Genomic DNA, 23,445 nt, shown 5'->3' with positions numbered 1-23,445 from the left:
TTTGATGCGAGCCTGCTCGGCACTATGCCGCGTTTCTTTGCCTCGGCTATATTGTCGGTACCCCCTGTCATGCTGTGGGTATGGATAACGAGGCAGTTGCGAAGACGTTGCAGGCCATCGGTGCCTCTGCTCTTTCACTCGCAGCTGACCTTCGTCGGGCGGCTGATCCGGGCCCGGCTGCGCTGCCCGATGAAGCGGATCCCTTGGGGGATCTGGCGGATGAGTGTCTGGGCGGGCTTTCGGAGGTGGCTGGGATGGAGGCGCGGCTGGCGGCCGTGAAGGTGAATTTCGCTGCAGGTTATTCCGCGGTGGAGGAGGCCATGACTCCGCCCAACGCGTCTGTGCAGGACCGCACCGTCCGGCGGATGTCTGTGACTGCGGAGGTTGCTGGTGCGCTGACTGTGAGTGAGGGGTCGGCGGAGCGGTTGCTGGTTGAATCCGCCAAACTGACCAGGGACCTGCCGTTAACGCTGGCCGCCCTTCAGGCAGGGACTCTGTCGTGGCAGCACGGGCGGGTCATGTGCGACGAAACCGAAGGCCTGGATCCGGAAGCTGCCGCGGCGTTTGAGGCGCATTTCCTGGACCCTGATGCGCCGGGGTACGCGCGGGGTTGCCCGGCGGGGGAGCTGACCCGGGCAGGTTTCGGGCGAAGGCCCGGTATTGGCGGGAACGACACCATCCGGTCAGCATCGAAAAACGGCACGCCAAGAGTGTGAAGGACCGGCGGCTGGAGTATGCCCCGGACCGGGACGGCATGGCCTGGTTCTCGGCGTATCTGCCCGCGGACCAGGCGGCGGGGATCTGGAACGGCACCACCGCCGCCGCCCGCGCCATGCAGGGCCCGACCGAATCCCGGACCCTGACCCAGCTGCGGGTCGACGCCTTCGCCACGTGGCTGCTCGGCCCGGCACCGGGAGTGGGCGGCGCGAGTGAACACCCGCCCGCGGATGTCCTGCCCGCAGACTCTGCGCGGGCCGGTGATGCGCCAGCCCGTGAAGTACCGTCCCCGTCGGCGCAGGTTCTGGTCACGGTTCCGGTGTTCTCGCTGCTCGGCCTGTCCGAGGACCCGGCCACGCTGGACGGGTATGGGCCGATCCCGCCGTCGATGGCCCGCCGGCTGGTTGCCGACGGCGCAGCATCATTCCTCCGGGTGCTCGTCGACCCGCGGGATGGGGCGCCGTTGGAGATCGGACGCGCCAGCTACCGGCTGACGAAGCCGATGCGCCAATGGCTGCGGCTCCGCGACGCCAAGTGCACGTTCCCCAACTGCAACAACCACTCCCTGGACAACGACGCCGACCACATCCTCGCGTGGGCCGACGGCGGCGGGACCGGCGTCGCGAATCTTGGCCAGCCCTGCCCGAAACACCACCGACTGAAACACGCCACGGCGTGGAGACCGGTCGGCGCGACCCGGGACGCCCCACCGGGCTGGATTTCACCGTCGGGCCGGTCCTATCCGGCCGAGTACCAGGACTGGGAACCACCCAGCTGGCCAGAACCGCCACCCGCCCAGAACTTGCAAGACCTACCATCCGGTGAGGACTGGCCGGAGCCACCCGATCGACCGGATCCACCGAACTGGCCAGACGAACCCGATAGCTTCGACGGGTTTGACGACTATTCAGGCCCCGGACCTTTGGATGCCCGTGAGGACCTCGACGGAGTCGGCAGCTGGATGTCCGTCGACGGCGCTGAATCACCACTGCCTCTGGATCCCCGGCCCTATTGGGCATCATCCACAGCAGCGTAGGAGCACGCCTACCCCCACCCCGCGGCCGTCGGGGCACAATCCCCGCTGCCCACTTGTCATAGCTAGCAGAGCCTGCCCGCCGGTAGTACAGTCTCCCCACCGAGCAAGGAGGCTCCCATGTCCATGCAAGTCCACCACGTCGCCCAGTTGGACCGGGATGTGGCCGAGGAAGTCACGAAATGGATGAAGTACCTGAAAGGGCAGGTGACCAGCGTCCAGTTCCTCACCACCACAATCCCTGATCCCAAGGAACCGGAGAAGTGGCGCGTGCAATACGAGGCCTACATCACCTACCAGCGGTAGTGGCGCCATCCGCAGGGCGCAATCCACATAGGGAATGACGGGACTGTCGGGAAGGCTGACCGTTTCCTACCGTGGTTGATATGTCACGCCGGACCGCTGGAGCCTCAGCCAGCGCTCAGGCGCGCCTTGGTGAGGGGCGCCCGGGCGCGGGCCGAGCTGCGGGACGTGGCACCGTGGGGGAGAGGGCAACAGACGGGCGGGCGGCCAGACGGCTGGCAGCCACGCTCGGACCGCCTGCTAAGCCCGGCGTTGTCTGCAATGAAGAGACGGATCCGTCGCCGGGCGGTGGCCGCTCGGGGCTACTGGAGACGGGAACGGGAGGTCACTTCGCCTACGGCCGGCAGGCAGCTTCCGCCGGGCCTGCGGTGTCCGGCGAAATGGCCGAACCGCGGTTCCGCTGGCGCTTGGGTATACGTGCCGCGGCATTGGTGGGCGTGCTGTCGCTGATTGCCGGAGTCTTCCTCTGGTGGCAGGTGGCTGCCAACGGTCCTGTTGTCCTTCCGCTCAGCTCAGTCACGCACGATTCTGCGGCAAAATCAGCGGCCGGTACAGAAGGCCACAACAGCAACGACCCGAACAGCAATGACCCGGACGGCAATGACCCAGACGGCAGCGGCCCGGACGATGACGGCTCAGGTAGCACTGGTCCAGACAGTGACCGGAAGGCCGCTGGCGGCAAAGAGGGTACCGGCTCGGCGGCCGGGAACGTCGTGGTGCACGTCGCCGGGGCGGTGAAGAAGGCCGGAGTGGTCCAGCTCCCGCGGGGAAGCAGAGTACATGAGGCAATCGCCGCCGCCGGGGGCGCCAGCCCAGAGGGCGATCTCGACCGGCTTAACCTCGCCTCCCCACTGGAAGACGGCCAGAAAATCTACGTACCGGGCCGCGGCGAGCCAGCATCCGATGGCACATCAGGTGCCGCGCCAGCGGATAAATCCGGTGCGGCCGGCGCGGCCGGCACGTCAGGAGCGGACGGCGCCGAAGCCGGTGGAACCGGTGGGCCTGCATCCGACGGTGCCGGAGGCAAGATCAACCTCAACACCGCAACCATGGAAGAACTCGGCGAGCTGCCGAGGGTTGGCCCCGTGTTGGCCCAGCGCATCGTCGACTGGCGCACGCAGCAGGGCCCCTTCAAGTCACCCGAGGAACTGGACGCCGTCGACGGCGTCGGCCCAAAAATGCTGGAAACGTTGCTTCCGCTGGTGACCGTCTGACATGGATAGCAGGAACGAACGCGTGCCCAGCCGATGGCACCGCTATGTCCAGGCGGCCGTGGATTTCCCAAGGCCCGACTCCCCACAGGGTGAAAATGCGTCCGGAAATTCCGCCACGGCTGATTCCTTGCCGTCACAGCCTCCGGACAGGCCCGGCCCCGCGAGTGGCCTCAGCCGGAAGGTGCGCGCTGACATCCGCCGTCGTCTGCTGCCGGACGGACAGGACGTGACCACAACCGAACCGAATCGGCGCCGGACCGACCTTCGCCTTGCCCCGGCCGCACTGCTGGTGTGGGCAGCAACCGTCGCCGGGCCGTGGCTGACACCGGGCATCCTCCTGCTTGTGTGGGGCAGCCTCGCCGCGTGCGCCGGAGTGCTGCTCGGCATGCTTCTGCGGAGGAAGAAAGCCGAAGGACGCTGGCGGCGCAGTTTCCTGACCACCCTGACGGCAGCACTCATGCTTGCCGCGGCATCGACTGCCCATTCGGCAGTGTCATCCTCTCAGCGCCACGACGAGCAGGTGTCAGGAATCATCGCCGCGGGTGCATCAGCAGTGGCTGAAGCCGAGATCACCGGGGCGCCCCGTGCCCTCAAGACGCCCGGCCCCTCCGGACGTGCAGAACGCTGGGCAGTGGCCGCGGCGGTCCGGACCTTGACGTCGGGCGGCCAGGTGATGCACGCGCATCTGCCGGTGGTCATCATCGGCGGGCAGGAGTGGCAGCACGCGGGCACCGGCCAGTTGTTTCGGGTCACCGGAAAGCTCCGGCCTCCGGATCCGGGCCGGGTGGAGGCGGCGATCCTGACGGCGTCATCACCGCCTGTCCAGCTCGCAGCTGCACTAAATTGGCAGCAGGCGCCGGCCGCTCTGGGCAAGCGGTTCGCCTCAGCCGCCGCCTGGCTGGCCCCGGACGCGGCGGGAATCCTCCCGGGCATGGTCACAGGCGATACCGGAGGCCTGAGCGAGGAGCTCGAGACAGCCATGAAAACCGTGGGCCTGACGCACCTGACGGCCGTGTCCGGGGCCAACTGCAGCCTGATACTCGGCGCGCTGCTGTTGGCGGCACGCTCGCTTCGCCTGGCCAGGATTCCGGCCGCAGCCGTCGCCCTCGCGGGCCTCGGCCTGTTCGTCCTCATGGTTGGTCCCGATGCGAGCGTGCTCAGGGCATCGCTGATGGGTGCTATTGCTTTGGTATCTCTGGCAGGTGGACGGGCCGGCCGCGGGCTGAGTTTCCTATGCCTGGCCGTGATGGCCCTGCTGCTCGTGGAGCCGGAACTGGGGGTCAGCTTTGGGTTCCTGCTCTCGGTCCTGGCCACCCTGGGGATCATTGTGCTGGGCCGTTGCATCATGGGCTGGTTCCCGCCGAGCGTACCGCGCTGGGCCGCGGCAGCTGTTGCTGTTCCCCTGTCGGCCCAGGTGCTGTGCGGCCCCGTCATTGTGGTGCTGCAGCCGCAGTTTGCCACCTACTCGCTGCTGGCCAACGTGCTTGTTGCCCCTCTCGTGGCACCCGTCACCATCCTGGGCACGGCGGCCGTGGCGCTCCTGCCCCTCGTGCCCTGGCTGGCGGCGGTACTGATCGGCGTCGCCGGGTTCTTTGCCGGTGGTGTGGCGGCTATCGCCCGGTTCACCGCCGGTCTTCCCGGCTCCGCGCCGCCTTGGCCTGAGGGCGTGTTCGGATTGCTGACCATGCTGCTGTTCTCCGTTGTGACATTGCTCGCCGTGTGGATGGCCGCCCATCCGGCCGGCACTATCAAACTGGTCCTGGCGGCGCACGCCGTTACTGTTCAGATCCTTGACCGACTGCCCGAGGCCACGTTCTCCCACGGCGGCCCGGGCCGCCGTGGGAGACTTAGAGTCTGCAATCTGAACTCCGGGAGGAATCACCAGTGGCCGCTGCCCAGCAACGACCGAAGACGCCGGCAGCCAATTCGGCGACCTGGCGGGACGTGACGCCTGCGGCGGTCGTCCTGATCACGGGTCCCGAGGAGTACCTCGGCATCCGGGCGATGGACCGTGTCAGGACGCAGGTGCGGGCGGCCTCACCCGACGTGGAGGTCACCAGGCTCGGCGCCGGCGCGTACGAGGCCGGGGCGCTGGCCATGAATGTCAGCCCGTCACTGTTCGGCGAGAACAAGCTGATCGAGGTGGACGGCCTCGAAGCGATGAATGATGCCTTCCTGACGGACGCACTGACGTATCTCAAGCACGTTGAACAGGACGCTGTCCTCGTGCTCCGGCACGGCGGCGGAACCCGCGGCAAGAAGCTCCTCGATGCCGTGAAGGCCGGGGGCTGGCCGACTGTCGACTGCCAGCCGCTGAAAAAGGATGCGGAAAAAACCGCCTTTGTCACGGCCGAGTTCAAGGCCGCCGGCAGGCGGATCACCCCGGAGGCAGTCCAGTCGCTGGTCAACGCGGTCGGCGCCAACCTGTCAGAGCTGGCGGCGGCGTGCAGCCAGCTCATAGCCGACGCCTCCACTGCCGTCGACGCTGACAGGGTGGACCGCTACTACGGCGGAAGGGTGGAGGCCACGGCGTTCAAGGTGGCCGACGCCGCCATGGCAGGCAATGGTCCTTTGGCCCTGTCCACACTCCGGCACGCGCTGGCAACGGGCGCCGATCCGGTACCGCTGGTGGCGGCGTTGGCAGCCAAGCTGCGGACCGTGGCCAAGGTCGCCGGCGCCAAAGGATCATCGGCGCAGATCGCCAGGCAGCTGGGCATGCAGCCGTGGCTGGTGGAGCAGGCGCAGCGGGACGTCCGGCGGTGGACGCCGGAGGGCCTGGCCCGGTCCATTCAGGTCACTGCCGAAGCCGATGCGCAGGTCAAAGGACTTTCCCGCGATCCGGTTTACGCCGTCGAACACGCCGTCACGGTCATCGCTTCCGCCGCCCGCGGCCGTTAGCGCTTCACTGGCTTGTAAGCCCGGGCCAGCTTGTAAACCGGGCTGAGCTTGTAGGCTCGGGGTCAAGGGGGTGCGGTTGTGACTGATGATCTGTTGAGCGGTCCGCGAGGGCGCCAGTTCTGCCTGGGCGTTCTCGCGGCAACGCAACCGGAAATCTGGACCGTGGCTGCCAGATCGGCGTCATCTCCCCAGGATCACGGGCTTGCCAGCGAACTGGCCGAGGCGCTCGGCAGCCCGGCGGCCGTATCGGCTGCTGAATCAGCTGGTGGCCAGGCGCTGATGGCTGGCCTTACCGGGGCCGTCGACGCCGCGCGCTACTGGCAGCAGCCTGATGAAACCGACGCCCTCCTCGCGCAGCCCGCCATCCGGTTGGCTTTGGGCCCGATCGCCCATGCCCTGGCTGATGCCCTTGCCGCGTGGTGGGGTCCCGGCTTCCTGGACGGGGACCACCAGAGTTTCGTGCAGTGGACAGACGAACGAAAAGGCCAGCCGCCGGTTCCAGGCGGGGCAGCCAGGACGCTGGCCGATTGGATAGCGGCCGCCCTCGCCGATGAACGCCAGGCGGCTGAACGGCCCAAGAACCCGGCCGCCAACTGGGGCGGCTGGTGGTGGTCCACGCCCAGGCCATCCGAGCTGCTCACCACCACCAGAAGCCTGCCGGATCTCGGCGCCATTGGTCTCCTGCTGGTCGAGGACAGCATCGGATGGAAGCAGGCAACCGTCTGGCCGCTCGTCCCGCGGCCTGACGCCCGCGTCTACGAAATCGATGGCCCGGCGGCGTGGACCGGGCTGGCTGCGCGGTATCCAATGGACGTCAGCCTTGCCAAACGCCACGACTGGTGGCGGACCACAGGGATCGCCGGCCGTTGGCTGGTTCCTGACTGGTCTGCCGTTGCTGGCGACTACGACGGCGTTCATCTCACCCTCTGGGGATACCTTACGACCGCCGGGCGCGCGCTGGCCGCGCGGCCATCCGCCGGACCGTCAGTTGCAGTGCTTGAGCGGACGGTTCTGGCGGGCTGGGATCCCGATGAGACCTACTGGCTCAACGACGTCCTCACGCCGGGCGCCGCGCCCTCGGACTGGCGCAGCGACGGGTCCGGTCGGTGGTCGAGACAGGGATGATCCAGACAGTCTTGATCCCGCAGAAGTGGTCCGGACAGGGTGGTCAGCCTCAGCAGCCGGGGCAGCCGGCCCCGGGGGCGGAAGCCCGGAGACCGCCGTCGGAAGCCTGGAGCGCGCCGTCGGGAGTCCCGCCGTCGGAATTAAAAGAGAAGTGGCCGGCACCAATGGTGCCGGCCACAAGCATCAGTTCAGTTGAACTGGAAAACCTTAGAGTGCGTTGACCTTCTTGGAGATCGCCGACTTGCGGTTTGCAGCGTTGTTCTTGTGCAGAACACCCTTGCTGACAGCCTTGTCCAGCTTACGGCTGGCAGAAACGAGCGCAGTAGTAGCAGCGTCCTTGTCGGAGGACTCAACAGCGGTGTTGACGGCGCGGATGGCCGTCTTCAGCTCGGACTTGACTGCGTTGTTGCGCAGGCGAGCCTTTTCGTTGGTCAGGATGCGCTTCTTCTGGGACTTGATATTTGCCACGTGTGAACTCTCTTTGTAATGCGGAAATGGTCTAGAGGGCTTTCAAGCTGGCCTTGACTGAGCGGCGTGGGGATACCTATGGCGGCCAGCCATCAGTGACCGTCGACCTGCACGGACACACAGCTATAAATATTAGCAGGCCCGGGCCACGTGTGGCCATTCCGGGTGCCGACGGCGCGCCGCAGTTATCTCCAGCCGTGCAGCCGACGCAACTCGTCCGCCACAAGCCTAAACGTCTTCCGGTCCAGCACCGACCCTTCGCGGCGGATGTCGGCCGGATGAATCTGCAGGACGCGGTCGAGCTTGGCCTCGCTGGGGCGGCCCTGCCTGTCCCAGCTCCCTGTGCCGATATCCACGTAGTCGCGGCGGCCGCGGGGGTGGCCGTCGTGGTCCTTGCTGGTCAGCATCAGACCCAGCAGATACCTCCCGTGGCTGCCGACCAGCAGGACAGGCCGGTCCTTGCCCCGCGAATGGTCCTCTTCGAAGGGAACCCACGTCCACACGATCTCGCCGGGGTCCGGCCGCCCGTCGGGGGAGGGGGAGTACTGCAGCGTCGCCGTACCGGTGAAGTCGCCAGGGTATGTACCTGTGACACCGGCCGCGAGCCCGGGCGCTTTTCCTGCCCTGGCCCGGGCGGGCACCGGAGTTCGGACCGCCGGTTGCCTCAGTACGCCGAGGAAGCGGAGCGATGCGCGGACGGCGCCGCCGATGGAGGAGAAGTTCAAAGCCATGCGGGCCACCCTACCGCGCGGCCTTCGGAGCGGCCGGATCTCCGGCGCGAAGGCCGCGCAAAATGTACTGCCCGCGCCCGGGACGTGGGAGACTAGAGGTTCAGATATGCGGCAGGCAGCAGGATGGCCAGAGTTCAGCCTGAGCAAAGCCGCTGAAATGCCAACAGTAAGGACCCTGCGTGTCTCCCATGGCCCGCACCGCCCCGGTGCCCGCCGCGACAGATCCGGCCATTATTCGGAATTTCTGCATCATCGCGCACATTGACCACGGTAAGTCCACCCTGGCCGACCGCATGCTGCAGTCCACCGGAGTGGTGCAGGCACGCGACATGAAGGCCCAGTACCTGGACCGCATGGACATCGAACGCGAGCGCGGCATCACCATCAAGTCGCAGGCTGTCCGGATGCCCTGGGAACTCGACGGGGTGAGCTACGCCCTGAACATGATCGACACGCCGGGCCACGTGGACTTCACCTACGAGGTGTCGCGTTCCCTCGCCGCCTGCGAAGGTGCCGTTCTGCTGGTGGACGCCGCGCAGGGCATCGAGGCCCAGACGCTGGCCAACCTGTATCTGGCGATGGAAAACGACCTCACCATCATCCCGGTCCTGAACAAGATCGACCTGCCCGCCGCCCAGCCGGAGAAGTACGCCGCCGAGCTGGCCAGCCTGATCGGTGGCGATCCCGAAGACGTGCTGCTGGTCTCCGGCAAGACTGGCGTCGGCGTAGAAGCGCTGCTGGACAAGATCGTGCGCGACCTGCCCGCACCCGTCGGTAACCCCGACGCGCCTGCCCGGGCCATGATCTTCGACTCCGTCTACGACACCTACCGGGGCGTGGTCACCTACGTCCGTGTGGTGGACGGCATGCTGCACCCGCGTGAACGAATCCAGATGATGTCCACCAAGGCCAGTCACGAGCTCCTGGAAATCGGCGTCAGCTCCCCGGAGCCGACACCCTCCAAGGGTCTCGGCGTCGGCGAGGTGGGCTACCTCATCACCGGCGTGAAGGACGTGCGCCAATCCAAGGTGGGCGACACCGTCACCAACCTCGCCAAGCCTGCGTCGGAATCACTGAGCGGCTACGCGGATCCCAAGCCGATGGTATTCTCAGGCCTCTACCCGCTGGACGGCACCGACTACCCGGTGCTCCGTGACGCGCTGGACAAGCTCAAGCTGAACGATGCAGCCCTGATCTACGAACCGGAAACCTCCGCGGCCCTCGGCTTCGGCTTCCGCGTGGGCTTCCTCGGACTGCTGCACCTGGAGATCGTCCGTGAGCGCCTCGAACGCGAATTCAACCTGGACCTGATCTCCACGGCGCCCAACGTGGTCTACGAGGTCACGCTCGAGGACAAGAACGTGATCACTGTGACGAACCCCAGTGAATTCCCCTCCGGGAAGATCAACGAGGTCCGCGAACCCATGGTGGCCGCGACGATCCTCGCCCCCAACGAGTTTGTCGGCGCCATCATGGAGCTCTGCCAGGGCCGCCGCGGCGTCATGCGCGGCATGGACTACCTGTCCGAGGACCGGGTGGAACTGCGGTACTGGATGCCGCTGGCCGAGATCGTCTTCGACTTCTTTGACCTGCTCAAGTCCAAGACGCGCGGCTACGCCTCGCTGGACTGGAAAGCCGACGGCGAACAGGTCGCCGACCTGGTCAAGGTGGACATCCTGCTCCAGGGCGAACAGGTGGACGCCTTCAGCGCCATCACCCACAAGGACAAGGCCTACGCCTACGGTGTGATGATGACCGGCAAGCTGCGCGAACTCATACCGCGCCAGCAGTTCGAAGTGCCGATCCAGGCAGCCATCGGATCCCGGATCATCGCCCGTGAGTCCATCCGCGCCATCCGCAAGGACGTTCTGGCCAAGTGCTACGGCGGCGACATCTCCCGTAAGCGCAAACTGCTGGAAAAGCAGAAGGAAGGCAAGAAGCGCATGAAGATGGTGGGGCGCGTGGAAGTGCCGCAGGAAGCCTTCATCGCAGCCCTGACCACTGACGAATCCAAGGACAAGGCCAAGAAGTAGTGATGACCGTGGCCGGAACCTCCGGAGGCCGCACCCATGCCTAGCGTTCTTCCCCTCGGCGACCCCGCGCCGTCGGACGGCCTGCTGCCGCAACAGGCGGCGGACGGTGCGGCCGCCCGGGCCTTCGGACTCTACGTGCACATCCCGTTCTGCGCGGTGCGGTGCGGTTACTGCGACTTCAACACCTATACCGCAACCGAGCTCGGCGGCGGCGCGTCCCAGGACGCGTACGCCTCCACCGCCATCTCGGAAGTGGACTTTGCCGCGCGGGTCCTTGAGCAGTCGGGGCTGCCCGCCCGCAAGCTGAGCACCGTGTTTTTCGGCGGCGGCACGCCGACGCTCCTGCCCGCAGAGGACCTGGCCAGAATCCTCCGTGCCGCCATCGACACCTGGGGGATCGAACCCGGCGCCGAGGTGACCACGGAGGCCAACCCGGACTCCGTCACGCCGGAATCCCTCCAACTGCTTGCCGACGCGGGCTTCACCCGGGTCTCCTTCGGCATGCAGTCCGCTGTGCCCCACGTGCTGAAGGTGCTGGACCGCACGCACACTCCGAGCCGTGTTCCGCTCGTGGTGCAGTGGGCGCGCGACGCCGGGCTGGCCGTCAGCCTGGACTTGATCTACGGAACACCGGGGGAGTCCCTCGAGGACTGGCGCTTTTCGCTCGAGACCGCCCTGTCGTACCAGCCGGACCACATCAGCGCCTACGCGCTGATCATTGAGGACGGCACCAAGCTCGCCGCCCAGATCCGCCGTGGCGAAGTTCCGGAAATCGACGACGACGACCACGCCGACAAGTACGAACTCGCCGACCGGATGATCACCGACGCCGGCCTGAACTGGTACGAGGTCAGCAACTGGTCCGCGACGCCGGAGCAGGCGTGCCGCCACAACCTCGCCTACTGGCGCGGGGACGACTGGTGGGGCATTGGCCCGGGCGCGCATTCGCACGTGGGCGGGGTGCGCTGGTGGAACGTCAAGCATCCCACCGCCTATGCCGGACGGCTCGGCTCAGGCGTCTCGCCGGCGGCAGGACGTGAAACGCTCGACCCGGAAACCCGGGGCGTCGAAAAGGTCATGCTGGAAGCCCGGCTTTCCTCGGGGCTCGAGACCGCTGCCCTGTCGCCGGCGGGCAGGAAGGCCGTGGCCGGGCTGATCGCCGACGGCCTGGTGGTGCCCGAGGCCGCCTTCAGGGGCCGCCTGGTCCTCACGCTGAAGGGCCGCCTGCTGGCGGATGCCGTGGTCCGCAGGATCCTGCCGGACTAGTCCTGAAACCGCAACGCGGGGTCAGTTCCAGCCCAATATCCCTGGGGAATTGGGCTGGAAGTGACCCCGCGTTGCTGTCTGGTTATTCCAGCGCGGTTACTTGATCCAGCGGAGGTTGTACGGGTACCGGTGCGGCTGGCCCTTGTTGACGTGGACACCGGCGGACACCGCGAAGCAGGTCAGCGCAATCCAGATGAGTGTGGCCAGGACGGCGAACAGATTGCCGACGACCGGAAGCAGCACCAGGAGGTTGGCCACGAAGGCCGCAATCGTCGCCGGCAGCGTGAAGTTGAGGGCTTCCTTGGACTCCTGCGCGGTGAACGGGCCGCGGTCGCGGAAGATGAGGTAAATCAGCAGGGCCGGAACACAGCCGAGAATGCCGCCGAAGTGCGCCAGGGTGGCCCACTGCCGGTCCTCGCCGGCGGTCAGCGGAAGCGCATTGGCCGGAACGCCATGGTACTGGGGCAGGTCCTGGCCGGACTGTGTGTCCCTGCGGTCGCGAGCGTCTTGTGCCACGGTGTCTTCCTTAAGCTTGCGTTGGTGCGATAGTGCCTTGGCGCCGGGGCCGCAGTGCGGTGCCGCCGTACCAAGGATACCGGGCCGTAGGGGCAATCGTGGGCTCAACGCTGAATCCGGGGAGCGTAGCGATAGGAATTAGGGCACTGTTAGAAAATCGATGACCTCTTCCACCCGGCCCAGCAGGGCGGGCTCAAGGTCGGCGTAGGTGCGCACGGCGCCGAGAAGTTTCTGCCAGCCGAGGCCGATGTCCTCCTTGGTCTCGTGCGGCCAGCCGAAGGCGGTGAGGATACCGGTCTTCCAGTCCGTGCCGCGCGGTACAACGGGCCACTGCGGAATGCCCAGCACCGACGGGCGGATCGCCTGCCAGACGTCGACGTACGGGTGGCCGACGATCAGTACGTTTCCGGCGGCGCCGGGGGACGCCATCACGGCGTCGGCAATCCTGGACTCCTTGGAATTTGGGACCAGATGGTCCACCAGAACGCCCAGCCTGCGGCCGGGGCCGGGGCGGAAGGACGCAACGGCCGCCGTCAGGTCATCGATGCCGTGCAGGGGTTCAACGACGATGCCCTCCACCCGGAGGTCGTCGCCCCAGACTTTTTCCACGAGTTCGGCATCGTGCTTGCCTTCAACCCAGATCCGGCTGGCCTTGGCCACCTGGGCGCGCTGCCCTTCCACCCGCACCGAACCCGACGCCGTCCGTCCGGCCGTGCCCGATCCCGCGGGCTTCGCCTTGGGCGCCGGAGGCATCAGGCGGATCGGCTGGCCGTCCAGGAGGAATCCGAAGCCAAGCTTGAAGGACCGGGATTTTCCGCGGCGGTCTTCGAGCGCCACCACGTGCATGCCGCCGGATTTCTCCACCCGGGTCACTGCGCCCACCCAGCCGGACTGGACGTCCTCCAGCACCATGCCGCGCTCCACCGGCACCTCGGGCAGGCTGTTCTTGGCAGGCGCTGCGATCTCCTGCGGGCCCCAGGTCTGGTACTGCATTCGTTCACCGCTTTGTATTCGGAAGGAGCCGCTCCGGCCGCGGGCGTGCCGCCGGGGGACAGGCGTCCGGAATTTCGCCCGGAGCGGTACCAATGCTAACAACGCGGCGACTCATATTAGACTTGTTAGCACTTAGGCATGTCGAGTGCTAACCACAGCGTTGACGGGCAGGAACAACGCCCGGCGCGGTAACGGCCAAAAGGAGGTGGACTGTGAGCGAACCACGGAAGCTTGAGGTGCTGCGCGCCATCGTGGAGGACTATGTCCATTCCCGCGAACCTGTCGGCTCCAAGGCCCTGGTGGAACGGCACCATCTGGGCGTTTCCAGCGCCACCATCCGCAACGACATGGCGGCACTGGAGGATGAGGGCCTCATCACGGCCCCGCACACCAGCGCAGGCAGGATTCCCACGGACAAGGGTTACCGCCTGTTCGTCGACCAGATCTCGGCGGTCAAGCCGCTCTCCCCGGCGGAGAAGCGCGCCATCCAGACCCTGCTCGAGGGGTCCGAGGACCTCGACGACGTCCTGGACCGGACGGCCCGGCTCCTGTCCCAGCTGACCAACCAGGTCGCCGTCGTGCAGTACCCGCACCTGAGCCGGGCCGTGGTCCGGCACATCGAATTTGTGCTGCTGGCCCCGCGGAAGGTGCTGATCGTGCTGATCGCAGACTCCGGCAAGGTTGACCAGCGCGTCGTCGACGCCGGACAGGACCTGTCAGACGACACTCTTGCCGCCCTGCGCACCCGGTTCATGACCGGTGTGGCCGGAACGCCGGTGGCCATCCTGCCCCAGCATCTGGCCGCCGTCGTGGCCGGCTGCACGCCGGCCGAACGTTCCGTTGCCATGGCCCTCGGCAAGGGGCTGGAGGGCCTGGCCCACAACAGCCGGGAGGACCGGATGGTCCTGGCCGGAACGGCCAACCTGGCGCGGTCCAACGTGGACTTCCCGCTCAGCATAGGACCTGTCCTTGAGGCCCTCGAGGAGCAGGTGGTTATGCTGCGGCTCCTGAGCGACATGGCACAGGACCCGCGCGGCGTGGCCGTCAGCATTGGCCGCGAAAACCCCTACGACGGGCTGGCCGAGGCCTCAGTGGTGGCCACGGGCTACGGCCCCGACGCCACCGCCAAGGTGGGCATACTGGGCCCTACCCGGATGGACTATCCCACCACCATGGCCGCCGTGCGCGCGGTGGCCCGCTATCTTTCGAGGATTCTGGGCCCGTGACCGCACGCCCCGGACATCCCCTGACAACAGGCAGTACAACGAGGAAGAGATACGAACTTTGAGCAGCCACTACGACGTTCTTGGAGTCTCCGCGGAAGCCACCGGCGAGGAGATCAAAAAGGCCTACCGCAAGCTGGCCCGTTCGCTTCACCCGGACGTCAACCCCGGGGAAGACGCCGCCGAACGGTTCAAGGCCGTCACCCACGCCTATGAGGTGCTGTCCGATCCGCAGAAGCGCAGGGTCTACGACACCACCGGCAACGAGAACGGCACGGACAATGGCTTTGGCGGCGGCGGTTATGCCGGCCAGGGATTCGCGTTCCAGGACATCTTCGACACCTTCTTCGGCGCCGGTGGCACCTCCGGCCCCGCGTCCCGCGTCCGCCGCGGACAGGACGCGCTCATCAGCGTGCGGATCGACTTGCGTGATGCCGTCTTCGGCGTCAACAAGAAGCTGGAAGTGGACACGGCCGTCACCTGTCCCACCTGCGAAGGGTCCTGCTGCCGCGAGGGCAGCCACCCGGAACGCTGCGACATCTGCGGCGGCAGCGGCCAGGTGCAGCGGGCGGTCCGTTCCATCCTCGGCCAGGTCATGACCGCCGCCCCCTGCGGCTCGTGCGAGGGCTTCGGCACGGTCATCAAGGACCCCTGCAACGAGTGCAGCGGCCAGGGCCGCATCCGCAGCCGCCGCTCCCTGACCATCAAGGTCCCGGCCGGTGTGGCCACCGGAACGCGGATCCAGCTCTCCGGCCAGGGCGAGGCCGGCCCGGCGGGCGGGCCGTCCGGCGACCTCTACGTGGAAATCCGCGTCAACAACGACCCCACGTATGTCCGTGAGGGCGACGATCTCCACGCGACGCTCAACATTCCCATGACCGCCGCCGCCCTCGGCACGGAACTGAGCCTGGAAACCTTCGACGGCAAGCAGGAGATCGACGTCAAGGCGGGCACACAGTCCGGCGAGATCATCACCCTCCGCGGCCTCGGCGTCACCCACCTGCGCGGCTACGGCCGCGGTGACCTCAGGGTTCACCTGCAGGTGGAAACGCCGTCCAAGCTCGACCCCGCCCAGGAGGACCTGCTGCGGCAGCTGGCCAAGCTCCGCGGCGAGCAGTTCTCCGAGGGCAAGCTCGCAGCCGGCGGCGGCGTCTTCGCCAAGCTGCGGGACCGCCTCGGTAACCTGTAGCGGTGAGCAACCCCGTATTCTTCACCCCGGCCGGCGCGCTGGACAGCACTGTTCCCGGTTCGGTGTTCGTCCTGGACGGTGCCGAGGCCCGGCACGCAGTCACCGTGAAGCGCCTGGCGGTGGGGGAGCAGGTTGACATTGCCGACGGCGCCGGCAAACGCATCACCGGAACCGTGACGGAAGCCGCCCCCGCCGAGCTGACGGTCGAATGCACCTCCGTCAATGTGGAACCGCGGCCGGGCATCCGCCTCGTTCTGGTGCAGGCCCTCGCCAAGGGCGACCGGGACGAGTTGGCGATCGAAACCGCCACCGAACTGGGCATCGACGCGGTGATTCCGTGGCAGTCGGAACGCTCCATCGTCCGCTGGAAGGGTGAGCGGGCGGCCAAGGCGCACGGCAAGTGGCAGTCGGCCGTCACGGCCGCCGCCAAGCAGGCACGCCGCGCCTGGATCCCCGAGGTAAGGCCCGCCGTCGACACCCAGGCGCTGGCCAGGGAAGTGGCGGAAGCCGGCCTTGCCGTGATTCTGCACGAGGACGCGGTGACGCCGCTGCGGCGGGTCCTGGGCAAGTGGTCGGAGGAGCGCCGGGAGGCGTCGGACCCGGGCGAGGTCCTCCTCATCGTTGGTCCCGAAGGGGGCATCAGCCCCCGTGAGGTCACCAGGCTGTGCAGCGCCGGGGCGGTAACGGCGCTGCTGGGACCGCACGTCCTGCGGTCATCGACGGCGGGACCCGCCGGCGTCGTGGTTGCCAGCGACGTCCTCGGCCGCTGGTAAGTCCAGACCGCTGGTAAGCCCAGACCGCTGGTAAGTCCGGACCGCTGGTAACTTCAGCCGAACGCTTCGCTGACGGGACCGCTAGCGAACTGTGAACTTAGCGAACCGTGAAACCCCGTGAGTCCACGTTGAGTTCGTCCTCAGGCTTGCCTGGGCCGGTCTGGGAGACGCGAACCTCGTAGTTGCCGGGCGCGAGGTTGACCGTGATGCCGAAAACCCCGGAGCTGGCGGGATCCGCTGCGGCCACGGCTTCCCCGGTCAGATAGCTTTCCTTGTCGCCGTTGTCCTGGACCTTGAGGATTCGCCAGTGCAGTTTGCCGTTGGGGACGGTGCTTCGTCCGGCGATCTTGACCCGTCCGTCGCTGACTTCGGTGCCCTGCTGCGGATCGATGATCCACACCGGTGCCACCATTCCGGCGCTGCGGGACGTGGGCGCACCGAGCTTCACGTGCTTGAACGCCAGGTAATCGGTGTGCCCGTCCACCAGGATGACCACCTCGATCTGCTGGCCTGAGTCGATCAGGCCCGAGCTGGCCCCGGCGGCCGTTGCGGTGTAGACCAGTTGCTGGATGGCCCGCTGGGCCATGTCGGCGTCGAGGTTGCTGTTGAAGGCATCCGCGGAGACGTCCACGGTAATGACATTCGTGCCCGAGATCGACGTCGCCAGGTTCTTGGGGTTCTGCCACGGCGTGAAGAAGTCCGGATCCAGCGGCGTCTCCGACATCATGGCCCGCAGGGCCCGTGTGATCGGGTTCTCATCGTCAGGAACGTCGCGGAACTCGCGGTACAGGAAGACGTTGCTGTTGCTTCGCCCGATCCAGTAAACGGGCGCCTTGTTCGAGGACTGCGTTGTTTCCAGCGGAGCGCTGGTAGTGGGAACGCCGTCCGTGCCGGCGGCCCGGCGGGACGAGGAGGTCGGAGAGTTGGCGGATGTCACCGCAGGATCGGGATCGGCAATGCATCCGGACAGCAGCAGGGCAGCCGGAAGCAGCGCGGACAGCAGCACGGAGCGAATCCGCGGTACTTTCCGGCCCGGAGTTCCTGGCTGACTGATGCTGACGGTCCCTTCAAATGAGCAGTGCTTGCGGGCACGCCGGACCGTTGCCGGCGGGCTCCTTTTCCAGCATTACACGAGACTTTGGGGCACACCGTGCCTTTCAGGGCAGGCGGCCGAACTGCAACGGGAACGATATGAGGCCGATACAAAGTTGATATCTAATTGCGGGAACGCGTTACAGAAATGGGGTCTGCCGTGACCTTCCCGGACGGCAGGCCAGGGCGTGCGCTGGCGTAAGATGTAAAGACACAAATGAGTTATTTTTCCGAACTGGAGGGAACTTAAGGCCCCAGGCCGTCACCATGACTGAATCAGCAAACGGAAAGCGCCGCCTCAATACGGGGGACCGCACCACGGGCGAATTCCCCCATACTCTCCCCGGCGTCCGGACGGAGGTGGTCATCTTCGATAACTCTGATCAGATGGTGCAGTCGCTGGGCAGCCACGACGAGGCCCTCCGCTTCATCGAGGACCAGTTCCCGGCGGTCAGTTTCCACGTCCGCGGCAACGAACTCTCCATCAACGGACCCGCGGCCGATGTTCCGCGGATCATGCGACTTCTCCACGAGGTCCGGGGGCTCGTGGCCCGCGGCACGGTGATTACGCCGGCAGTCCTCCAGCAACTGGTGTTGCTGCTCCGCAGCCAGTCCCTGCAGAACCCGGTCGAGGTGCTGACCCACGACATCCTGTCCAGCCGCGGCAAGACCATCCGGCCCAAGACACTGAACCAGAAGAACTACGTGGACGCCATCGACGCGAACACGGTGATCTTCGGGATCGGCCCCGCCGGTACCGGCAAGACCTACCTGGCGGTGGCCAAGGCGGTGCAGGCGCTGCAGCAGAAGGAAGTCAGCCGCATCATCCTCACCCGTCCCGCCGTCGAAGCTGGCGAACGGCTGGGTTTCCTCCCCGGCACGCTCAGCGACAAGATCGACCCGTATCTGCGGCCGCTGTACGACGCGCTGCACGACATGATGGACCCCGAGTCCATTCCCCGGCTGATGGCGGCCGGAACCATTGAAGTCGCTCCGCTGGCCTATATGAGGGGCCGGACGCTGAACGACGCCTTCATCATCCTTGACGAGGCACAGAACACCACGCCGGAACAGATGAAAATGTTCCTGACCCGCCTTGGCTTCGGCTCCAAGATGGTGGTCACCGGCGACGTCACGCAGGTGGACCTTCCGTTCGGAACCCGCTCCGGCCTGCGCATCGTCGAGGAGATCCTCACCGGAATCAACGACGTCAGCTTCTCCGTTCTGGACGCCGCCGACGTTGTCCGCCACCGGCTGGTGGGGGACATCGTCAACGCCTACAGCATCTGGGACGAAGCACAACGCAACCGGGTCAAGCATTCAGTTCCCCGGGAACGACGGGAGAACACGCATGAGCATCGAAGTTAACAACGAATCCGGCATTCAGGTGGACGAACCCCGGCTGGTGGCATTGGCACGCTTCATCTTCGAGCAGCTGTACATCCATCCGCAGGCGGAACTGTCCATCCTGCTGGTGGACGAGCCGGCCATGGAGAAGCTGCACATCGAGCTGATGGATGAGCCGGGAGCCACCGACGTGCTCTCGGTCCCCATGGATGAGCTGACCCCGGGGACCCCGGACAAGCCCACCCCGCAGGGGATGCTTGGCGACATCGCGATCTGCCCCCAAGTGGCCGAGGTCCAGGCCCGCAGCGCCGGGCATTCCACGCAGGACGAGATGCTGCTGCTGACCACGCATGGAATCCTCCACCTGCTCGGCTATGACCATGCCGAACCCGAGGAGAAGGCAGAAATGTTCGGCCTGCAGCGCGAACTGCTGACGGCATTCACCGGCAAAGAAGCACCGGCCGAGACCACCCAGTGACCTCCCTGCTCCTTGTCTGCATGGCGCTTGCGTTTCTCGGTGCCGCAGCGCTGCTGACTGCTGCCGAGGCGGCGTTCAGCTTTCTTCCGCGCCACGACGCCGAGCAGGCGGTGCAGGGGAGCCGGGGGCCGGCGTTGCGGAGGATCCTGGATCAGCCGATGACGCACATGCGTGCCCTGCGTTTCTGGCGGATCTGGTTCGAGACGGCCTCCGCGGTGGCCGTGGCTGTGCTCCTCTACAGCGTGCTGGCCAACGTCTGGCTGGCCGGCCTGGCCGCGACGGGCATCATGGCGGTCCTGGGTTTTGTGCTGGTGGGCGTCTCGCCGCGCCAGCTGGGCCGCTCGCATCCGGCCGCCGTGGCGCAGTATTCGGCGTCGATGGTCCGGTTCCTGGCCTGGATACTCGGCCCGATCCCGGCGTGGCTGGTCCGGCTGGGCAGTGCCGTGGCCCCGGGTTCGCCCAACGGCGACGACTCCTACTTCAGCGAGGAGGAGTTCCGCGAACTGGTTGACCGGGCCACCGAGTCGGACATGATCGAGGACAATGAGGCGGAACTCATCCAGTCCGTCTTCGAGTTCGGCGACACCCTGGTCCGCGCCGTCATGGTGCCGCGGACTGACATCCTGACCATCGACGCCGGCTCAAGCCTGCACAGCGCGATGGCACTGTTCCTGCGGTCGGGGTATTCCAGGATCCCCGTCATCGGCGAGAGCACCGACCAGATCCTGGGCATCATCTACCTCAAGGATGTGGCCGCCGCTATCCATGGCATGGATCCGGAGGCCGAACCGCCCGTGGTGGATGTGCTGGCCCGCGAGGTCCGCTACGTGCCGGATTCCAAGCCGGTGAGCGACCTCCTCCGGGAACTCCAGAAGGAATCCACGCACGTGGCCATCGTCATCGACGAGTACGGCGGGACGGCCGGGCTAGTGACGCTGGAGGACCTTATCGAAGAGCTCGTCGGCGAAATCGTGGATGAATACGATTCGGAGAGCGCCGCCGTCGTTGACCTCGGCGACGGCACGTACCGGGTTAGCGCCCGGATGGGGATCGACGACCTCGGTGAGCTGTTCGGCATCGAACTGGACGACGACGAGGTGGATACCGTGGGCGGCCTGCTGGCCAAGGCCCTGGGCCGGGTCCCGATCGTGGGCAGCGCCGTGGATGTCGACGGCGTTTCGCTGCGCGCCGAGCGGCTCGAGGGCCGCCGGAACCGCGTCAGCCACATCATTGCGGGCGCCGCGCCGAAAGGCCCCGTTCCACAAAATACTGACCTTGAAGAACTTCTCGACGAGGCCGAATCAATGCAACAGGGAGTTCCACGTGAGCAAGCAGAATAAGGCCGACGGCGGCGAACCGTTCGGCGGGTACCATGCCGGATTCTCGGTGCTGGTGGGCCGGCCCAACGCCGGAAAATCCACCCTCACCAACGCGCTGGTGGGCAAGAAGGTGGCCATCACGTCCGCCAAGCCGCAGACCACGCGGCACACCATCCGCGGAATCGTCCACCGCGAGGACGCCCAGCTGATCCTTGTGGACACCCCCGGCCTGCACCGGCCCCGCACTCTGCTGGGCAAGCGCCTGAACGACCTCGTCGCCGACACGCTTTCAGAGGTGGACGCGATCGGGTTCTGCATCCCTGCCAACGAGAAGATCGGCCCCGGTGACAAGTTCATTGCGGCCCAGCTCGCCGCCGTGGGGCGCAAGCCGGTGATTGCCCTCGTCACCAAGGCCGACCTGGTGGACCGGCAGGCCCTGACGGAGCAGCTGCTGGCCGTCGCCGAGCTCGGCAGGGAAGTGCTGGGTGAGGACGGCTGGAAGGACATCGTTCCGGTCTCGGCCGCGGACGGGTTCCAGGTGGGTACGGTGGCGGACGTCCTGATCAGCCACATGCCGCCGTCGCCGCCGCTCTATCCGGACGGCGAGCTGACGGATGAGCCGGAGGCCGTGATGGTGGCCGAACTCATCCGCGAGGCTGCGCTGGAGGGCGTGCGCGACGAGCTGCCGCACTCACTGGCCGTGGTGGTGGAGGAGATCGTTCCCCGCGAGGGCCGGACCGAGGACAACCCGCTCCTCGACGTTCGCGTCAACCTCTACGTGGAGCGCCCGTCCCAGAAGGCCATCATTATCGGCAAGGGCGGAAGCCGCCTGCGGGAGGTGGGCACCAACGCCCGGAAGGGCATTGAGGCGCTCCTGGGCACCCGCGTCTACCTGGACCTCCACGTCAAAGTGGCCAAGGACTGGCAGCGCGACCCCAAGCAGCTGGTGAAGCTCGGGTTCTGACCCGCTGACGCCGACGCGCCAAGGCTAACGCCTGCGCGCCGGGCCGCGAACGCCGGATGTCCGGCGTTTTCCCAGAAACGGCAACTAAAATAGGCCGGATCCCATTTTTTCGAGGAAGGTACACCCTGTGGTGCGACGCCGCGACAACCGCGCCCAAGGACCGGGCACACCCGCCCGTTCCGAGCCAGCTGCCCGGCATGCCGAGGACGCCCGGCTGGGCGCTGCCCGGCACCTGAATGTGCGCCACATGCCCACGTGGCTCAAGGTGACCACCGCCGTCGTCGCTGTGGTCCTCGTCGGCGGCCTGGCCTTTGCCGGCTACTGGTACTTCAGGCTGCAGTCCAACATCTCCACCGCCGCGCTCGGCGCCGGAAGCAGCCGCACCGACGCCACGGACGATGCCACCGGGAGGCTGCAGATCCTGATCCTGGGGTCCGACACCCGCGACGGCAAGAACTCGAATTACGGCACCACCGAGGATTCCACCGGCTACGGCAACTCCGACGTCATGATGCTCATGGACATCTCGGAGGACAACAAGCGGGTCAACGTGATCAGCTTCCCCCGCGACCTGTTGGTGGACATCCCCAAGTGCACCGACCAGAAGACCGGCAAGCAGTACCCGGCCCGCAGCGGCATCATGATCAACGAAGCCATGAAAGAGGCTGGCATCGGCTGCGCCGTGGACACCGTCAACAAGCTGACCGGCATGGAGATTGACCACTTCATGATGGCTGACTTCAACGCCGTCAAGGAACTGTCGAACGCCGTGGGCGGCGTCGAGGTGTGCATCAGCGACGCCGTTTACGACCCCGACTCGCGGCTGAAGCTGCCCAAGGGCACCTCCCAGGTGCAGGGCGAACAGGCCCTCGCCTTCCTCCGCACCCGCCACGCGTTCGCCGACGGCGGTGACCTCGGCCGCATCAAGGCCCAGCAGGGCTTCCTGTCCTCCCTGACCCGCAAGATCAAGGATGACGGCACCCTCTCCAACCCGGCTCAGCTCCTGAATATCGCCGACGTCATCACCAAGAACCTCACCGTCGACGACGGGCTCGCCTCGGTACCGGCAATGGTTACCATCGGCAACCGGCTGAAGACGATCGACGTCGGCAAGGTCGCCTTTGTGGCGACACCGACCGTCCCTGCGGCCAGCGATCCCAACCGGCTCGAGGCTGCGCAGCCGGCCGCCTCGCAGCTGTTCGCCGCCCTGCGGAAGGACGTCGACCTGACGGACCCGGACGGGAAGGAAACCCCGTCGCCGTCGGCCACGCCCAAGCCTTCGGCGAGCTCCACGCCGTCGGCCACGCCCAAGCCCACAGCGACGGCGGCGCCGTATGACAAGACGCTGCAGCCCATCACCGTGGCAAACGGAACCGGTTCGCCCACCCGGACCCAGGAAATCGTTGAGGCCGTGGTGGCTGGCGGCTTCACCCAGGTGGGGCAGCTGGAGGCCGACACCACGGCAAAGACCATGGTGTACTACGGACCCGAGTTCGCGGACGTCGCCGCCGATGTTGCTGCCCTGTTCGGTATTCCGGCCGCCCAGGTGGCGCCGTCGTCCGGCGTCGCAGGCGTGCAGCTATACCTCGGTTCCGACTTCCCGTCCGGAACGAAGTTCGGCAAGACCACTGTTCCCAAGGACATCGTCAACCAGACAGCCGGCGACACCGTCTGCCAGCAGGCAAACCCCGACCTGATCGTGCAGTAGCTGATCGTGCTCCAGATGACTGTGCCGTAGCTGCCTGCGGTTTAGCTCCAAAAAA

General features: G+C 66.7%; 20 protein-coding genes and 1 pseudogene. 16 read left to right on the top strand and 5 right to left on the bottom strand.

The genetic code is table 11. The features are described from left to right. The first annotated feature begins 80 nt into the window (after positions 1-80). The 6 genes and pseudogenes from LFT45_RS12240 (at position 81) to LFT45_RS12215 (ending at position 7,290) form a co-directional block, all read left to right on the top strand. Positions 81-1,753: pseudogene (locus tag LFT45_RS12240) on the top strand (DUF222 domain-containing protein). Positions 1,754-1,870: 117 nt separating this feature from the next. Then, positions 1,871-2,056, top strand: coding sequence for a hypothetical protein (locus tag LFT45_RS12235; protein WP_102972397.1), 186 nt, complete (start codon positions 1,871-1,873; stop codon positions 2,054-2,056). A gap of 173 nt (positions 2,057-2,229) precedes the next feature. Beyond that, a complete protein-coding gene (locus LFT45_RS12230) occupies positions 2,230-3,267 on the top strand; it encodes a ComEA family DNA-binding protein (protein ID WP_236803452.1) in 1,038 nt (345 codons plus the stop codon). A gap of 226 nt (positions 3,268-3,493) precedes the next feature. Continuing rightward, positions 3,494-5,215 carry a ComEC/Rec2 family competence protein gene (locus tag LFT45_RS12225; protein WP_236803451.1) on the top strand — a complete coding sequence of 574 codons (1,722 nt, stop codon included), beginning with the start codon at positions 3,494-3,496 and terminating at the stop codon, positions 5,213-5,215. Next, a complete protein-coding gene (gene holA, locus LFT45_RS12220; protein ID WP_236803450.1) occupies positions 5,152-6,165 on the top strand; it encodes a DNA polymerase III subunit delta in 1,014 nt (337 codons plus the stop codon). Before LFT45_RS12225 ends, holA begins: the two co-directional genes overlap by 64 nt. Before the next feature lie 78 nt (positions 6,166-6,243). After that, positions 6,244-7,290 (top strand): hypothetical protein, encoded by a 1,047-nt coding sequence (locus LFT45_RS12215; RefSeq protein ID WP_236803449.1) that lies wholly within the window; start codon positions 6,244-6,246, stop codon positions 7,288-7,290. 207 nt (positions 7,291-7,497) lie between these two features. Here LFT45_RS12215 and rpsT read toward each other — a convergent pair whose 3' ends face one another. Beyond that, positions 7,498-7,758 carry a 30S ribosomal protein S20 gene (rpsT, locus tag LFT45_RS12210; protein WP_111903413.1) on the bottom strand — a complete coding sequence of 87 codons (261 nt, stop codon included), beginning with the start codon at positions 7,756-7,758 and terminating at the stop codon, positions 7,498-7,500. Positions 7,759-7,943: 185 nt separating this feature from the next. Further along, positions 7,944-8,489: a type II toxin-antitoxin system PemK/MazF family toxin gene (locus tag LFT45_RS12205; RefSeq protein WP_236803448.1), complete on the bottom strand. Its 546-nt coding sequence runs from the start codon at positions 8,487-8,489 to the stop codon at positions 7,944-7,946. A gap of 179 nt (positions 8,490-8,668) precedes the next feature. On the opposite strand from LFT45_RS12205, the gene lepA reads away from it, so the two are divergent. Next, positions 8,669-10,522, top strand: coding sequence for a translation elongation factor 4 (gene lepA, locus LFT45_RS12200; protein ID WP_236803447.1), 1,854 nt, complete (start codon positions 8,669-8,671; stop codon positions 10,520-10,522). A gap of 36 nt (positions 10,523-10,558) precedes the next feature. After that, positions 10,559-11,788 carry a radical SAM family heme chaperone HemW gene (hemW, locus tag LFT45_RS12195; RefSeq protein ID WP_236803446.1) on the top strand — a complete coding sequence of 410 codons (1,230 nt, stop codon included), beginning with the start codon at positions 10,559-10,561 and terminating at the stop codon, positions 11,786-11,788. Between the two features lie 96 nt (positions 11,789-11,884). On the opposite strand, the gene LFT45_RS12190 is transcribed toward hemW, so the two are convergent. Beyond that, on the bottom strand, positions 11,885-12,304 hold the full coding sequence (locus tag LFT45_RS12190) for a DUF4870 domain-containing protein (protein WP_236803445.1): 420 nt from the start codon (positions 12,302-12,304) through the stop codon (positions 11,885-11,887). A gap of 138 nt (positions 12,305-12,442) precedes the next feature. Continuing rightward, complete coding sequence (locus tag LFT45_RS12185; RefSeq protein WP_236803444.1) at positions 12,443-13,297, bottom strand: DUF3097 domain-containing protein; 855 nt, start codon at positions 13,295-13,297, stop codon at positions 12,443-12,445. A 212-nt stretch (positions 13,298-13,509) separates the two neighbouring features. Here LFT45_RS12185 and hrcA point away from each other — a divergent pair, with 212 nt between their 5' ends. Genes hrcA through LFT45_RS12170 form a run of 3 tightly spaced genes read left to right on the top strand, consistent with a single transcriptional unit; the run spans position 13,510 to position 16,482 of the window. Next, positions 13,510-14,523: a heat-inducible transcriptional repressor HrcA gene (hrcA, locus tag LFT45_RS12180; RefSeq protein WP_236803443.1), complete on the top strand. Its 1,014-nt coding sequence runs from the start codon at positions 13,510-13,512 to the stop codon at positions 14,521-14,523. Positions 14,524-14,581: 58 nt separating this feature from the next. Continuing rightward, the gene (gene dnaJ, locus LFT45_RS12175; protein ID WP_236803442.1) at positions 14,582-15,709 is read left to right on the top strand and encodes a molecular chaperone DnaJ; all 1,128 of its coding nucleotides are present in this window, start codon (positions 14,582-14,584) and stop codon (positions 15,707-15,709) included. A 2-nt stretch (positions 15,710-15,711) separates the two neighbouring features. After that, entirely contained in the window at positions 15,712-16,482 is a 771-nt protein-coding gene (locus LFT45_RS12170) for a 16S rRNA (uracil(1498)-N(3))-methyltransferase (protein ID WP_236803441.1), read from the top strand. A 97-nt stretch (positions 16,483-16,579) separates the two neighbouring features. On the opposite strand, the gene LFT45_RS12165 is transcribed toward LFT45_RS12170, so the two are convergent. Further along, positions 16,580-17,497 (bottom strand): GerMN domain-containing protein, encoded by a 918-nt coding sequence (locus LFT45_RS12165; protein ID WP_236809326.1) that lies wholly within the window; start codon positions 17,495-17,497, stop codon positions 16,580-16,582. A gap of 344 nt (positions 17,498-17,841) precedes the next feature. Here LFT45_RS12165 and LFT45_RS12160 point away from each other — a divergent pair, with 344 nt between their 5' ends. From LFT45_RS12160 to LFT45_RS12140, 5 genes are all read left to right on the top strand, one after another. Beyond that, the gene (locus tag LFT45_RS12160) at positions 17,842-18,942 is read left to right on the top strand and encodes a PhoH family protein (protein ID WP_236803440.1); all 1,101 of its coding nucleotides are present in this window, start codon (positions 17,842-17,844) and stop codon (positions 18,940-18,942) included. Continuing rightward, a complete protein-coding gene (gene ybeY, locus LFT45_RS12155) occupies positions 18,926-19,399 on the top strand; it encodes an rRNA maturation RNase YbeY (RefSeq protein ID WP_214856870.1) in 474 nt (157 codons plus the stop codon). Before LFT45_RS12160 ends, ybeY begins: the two co-directional genes overlap by 17 nt. Further along, a complete protein-coding gene (locus LFT45_RS12150; protein ID WP_236803439.1) occupies positions 19,396-20,739 on the top strand; it encodes a hemolysin family protein in 1,344 nt (447 codons plus the stop codon). The genes ybeY and LFT45_RS12150 overlap by 4 nt, the downstream gene beginning before the upstream one ends. Continuing rightward, positions 20,723-21,682, top strand: a complete 960-nt coding sequence (gene era, locus LFT45_RS12145) for a GTPase Era (protein ID WP_236803438.1) — start codon at positions 20,723-20,725, stop codon at positions 21,680-21,682. The genes LFT45_RS12150 and era overlap by 17 nt, the downstream gene beginning before the upstream one ends. Before the next feature lie 127 nt (positions 21,683-21,809). Next, entirely contained in the window at positions 21,810-23,390 is a 1,581-nt protein-coding gene (locus LFT45_RS12140) for an LCP family protein (protein ID WP_236803437.1), read from the top strand. The last annotated feature ends 55 nt before the right edge of the window (positions 23,391-23,445 follow it).

The sequence above is a fragment of the Arthrobacter sp. FW305-BF8 genome (assembly GCF_021789315.1).
In the GTDB taxonomy this organism is placed as follows: Bacteria; Actinomycetota; Actinomycetes; order Actinomycetales; family Micrococcaceae; genus Arthrobacter.
Note: the sequence above shows the minus strand (reverse complement) of the source record. Positions and strands in the feature narration are given on the sequence as shown.

Excerpts from the sequence above, each read along its gene's own strand:
- LFT45_RS12235 (WP_102972397.1), top strand. The coding sequence starts at position 1,871 with ATGTCCATGCAAGTCCACCACGTCGCCCAGTTGGACCGGGATGTGGCC.
- LFT45_RS12205 (WP_236803448.1), bottom strand. The coding sequence starts at position 8,489 with ATGGCTTTGAACTTCTCCTCCATCGGCGGCGCCGTCCGCGCATCGCTC.
- hemW (WP_236803446.1), top strand. The coding sequence starts at position 10,559 with ATGCCTAGCGTTCTTCCCCTCGGCGACCCCGCGCCGTCGGACGGCCTG.
- LFT45_RS12185 (WP_236803444.1), bottom strand. The coding sequence starts at position 13,297 with ATGCAGTACCAGACCTGGGGCCCGCAGGAGATCGCAGCGCCTGCCAAG.
- LFT45_RS12160 (WP_236803440.1), top strand. The coding sequence starts at position 17,842 with ATGACTGAATCAGCAAACGGAAAGCGCCGCCTCAATACGGGGGACCGC.
- ybeY (WP_214856870.1), top strand. The coding sequence starts at position 18,926 with ATGAGCATCGAAGTTAACAACGAATCCGGCATTCAGGTGGACGAACCC.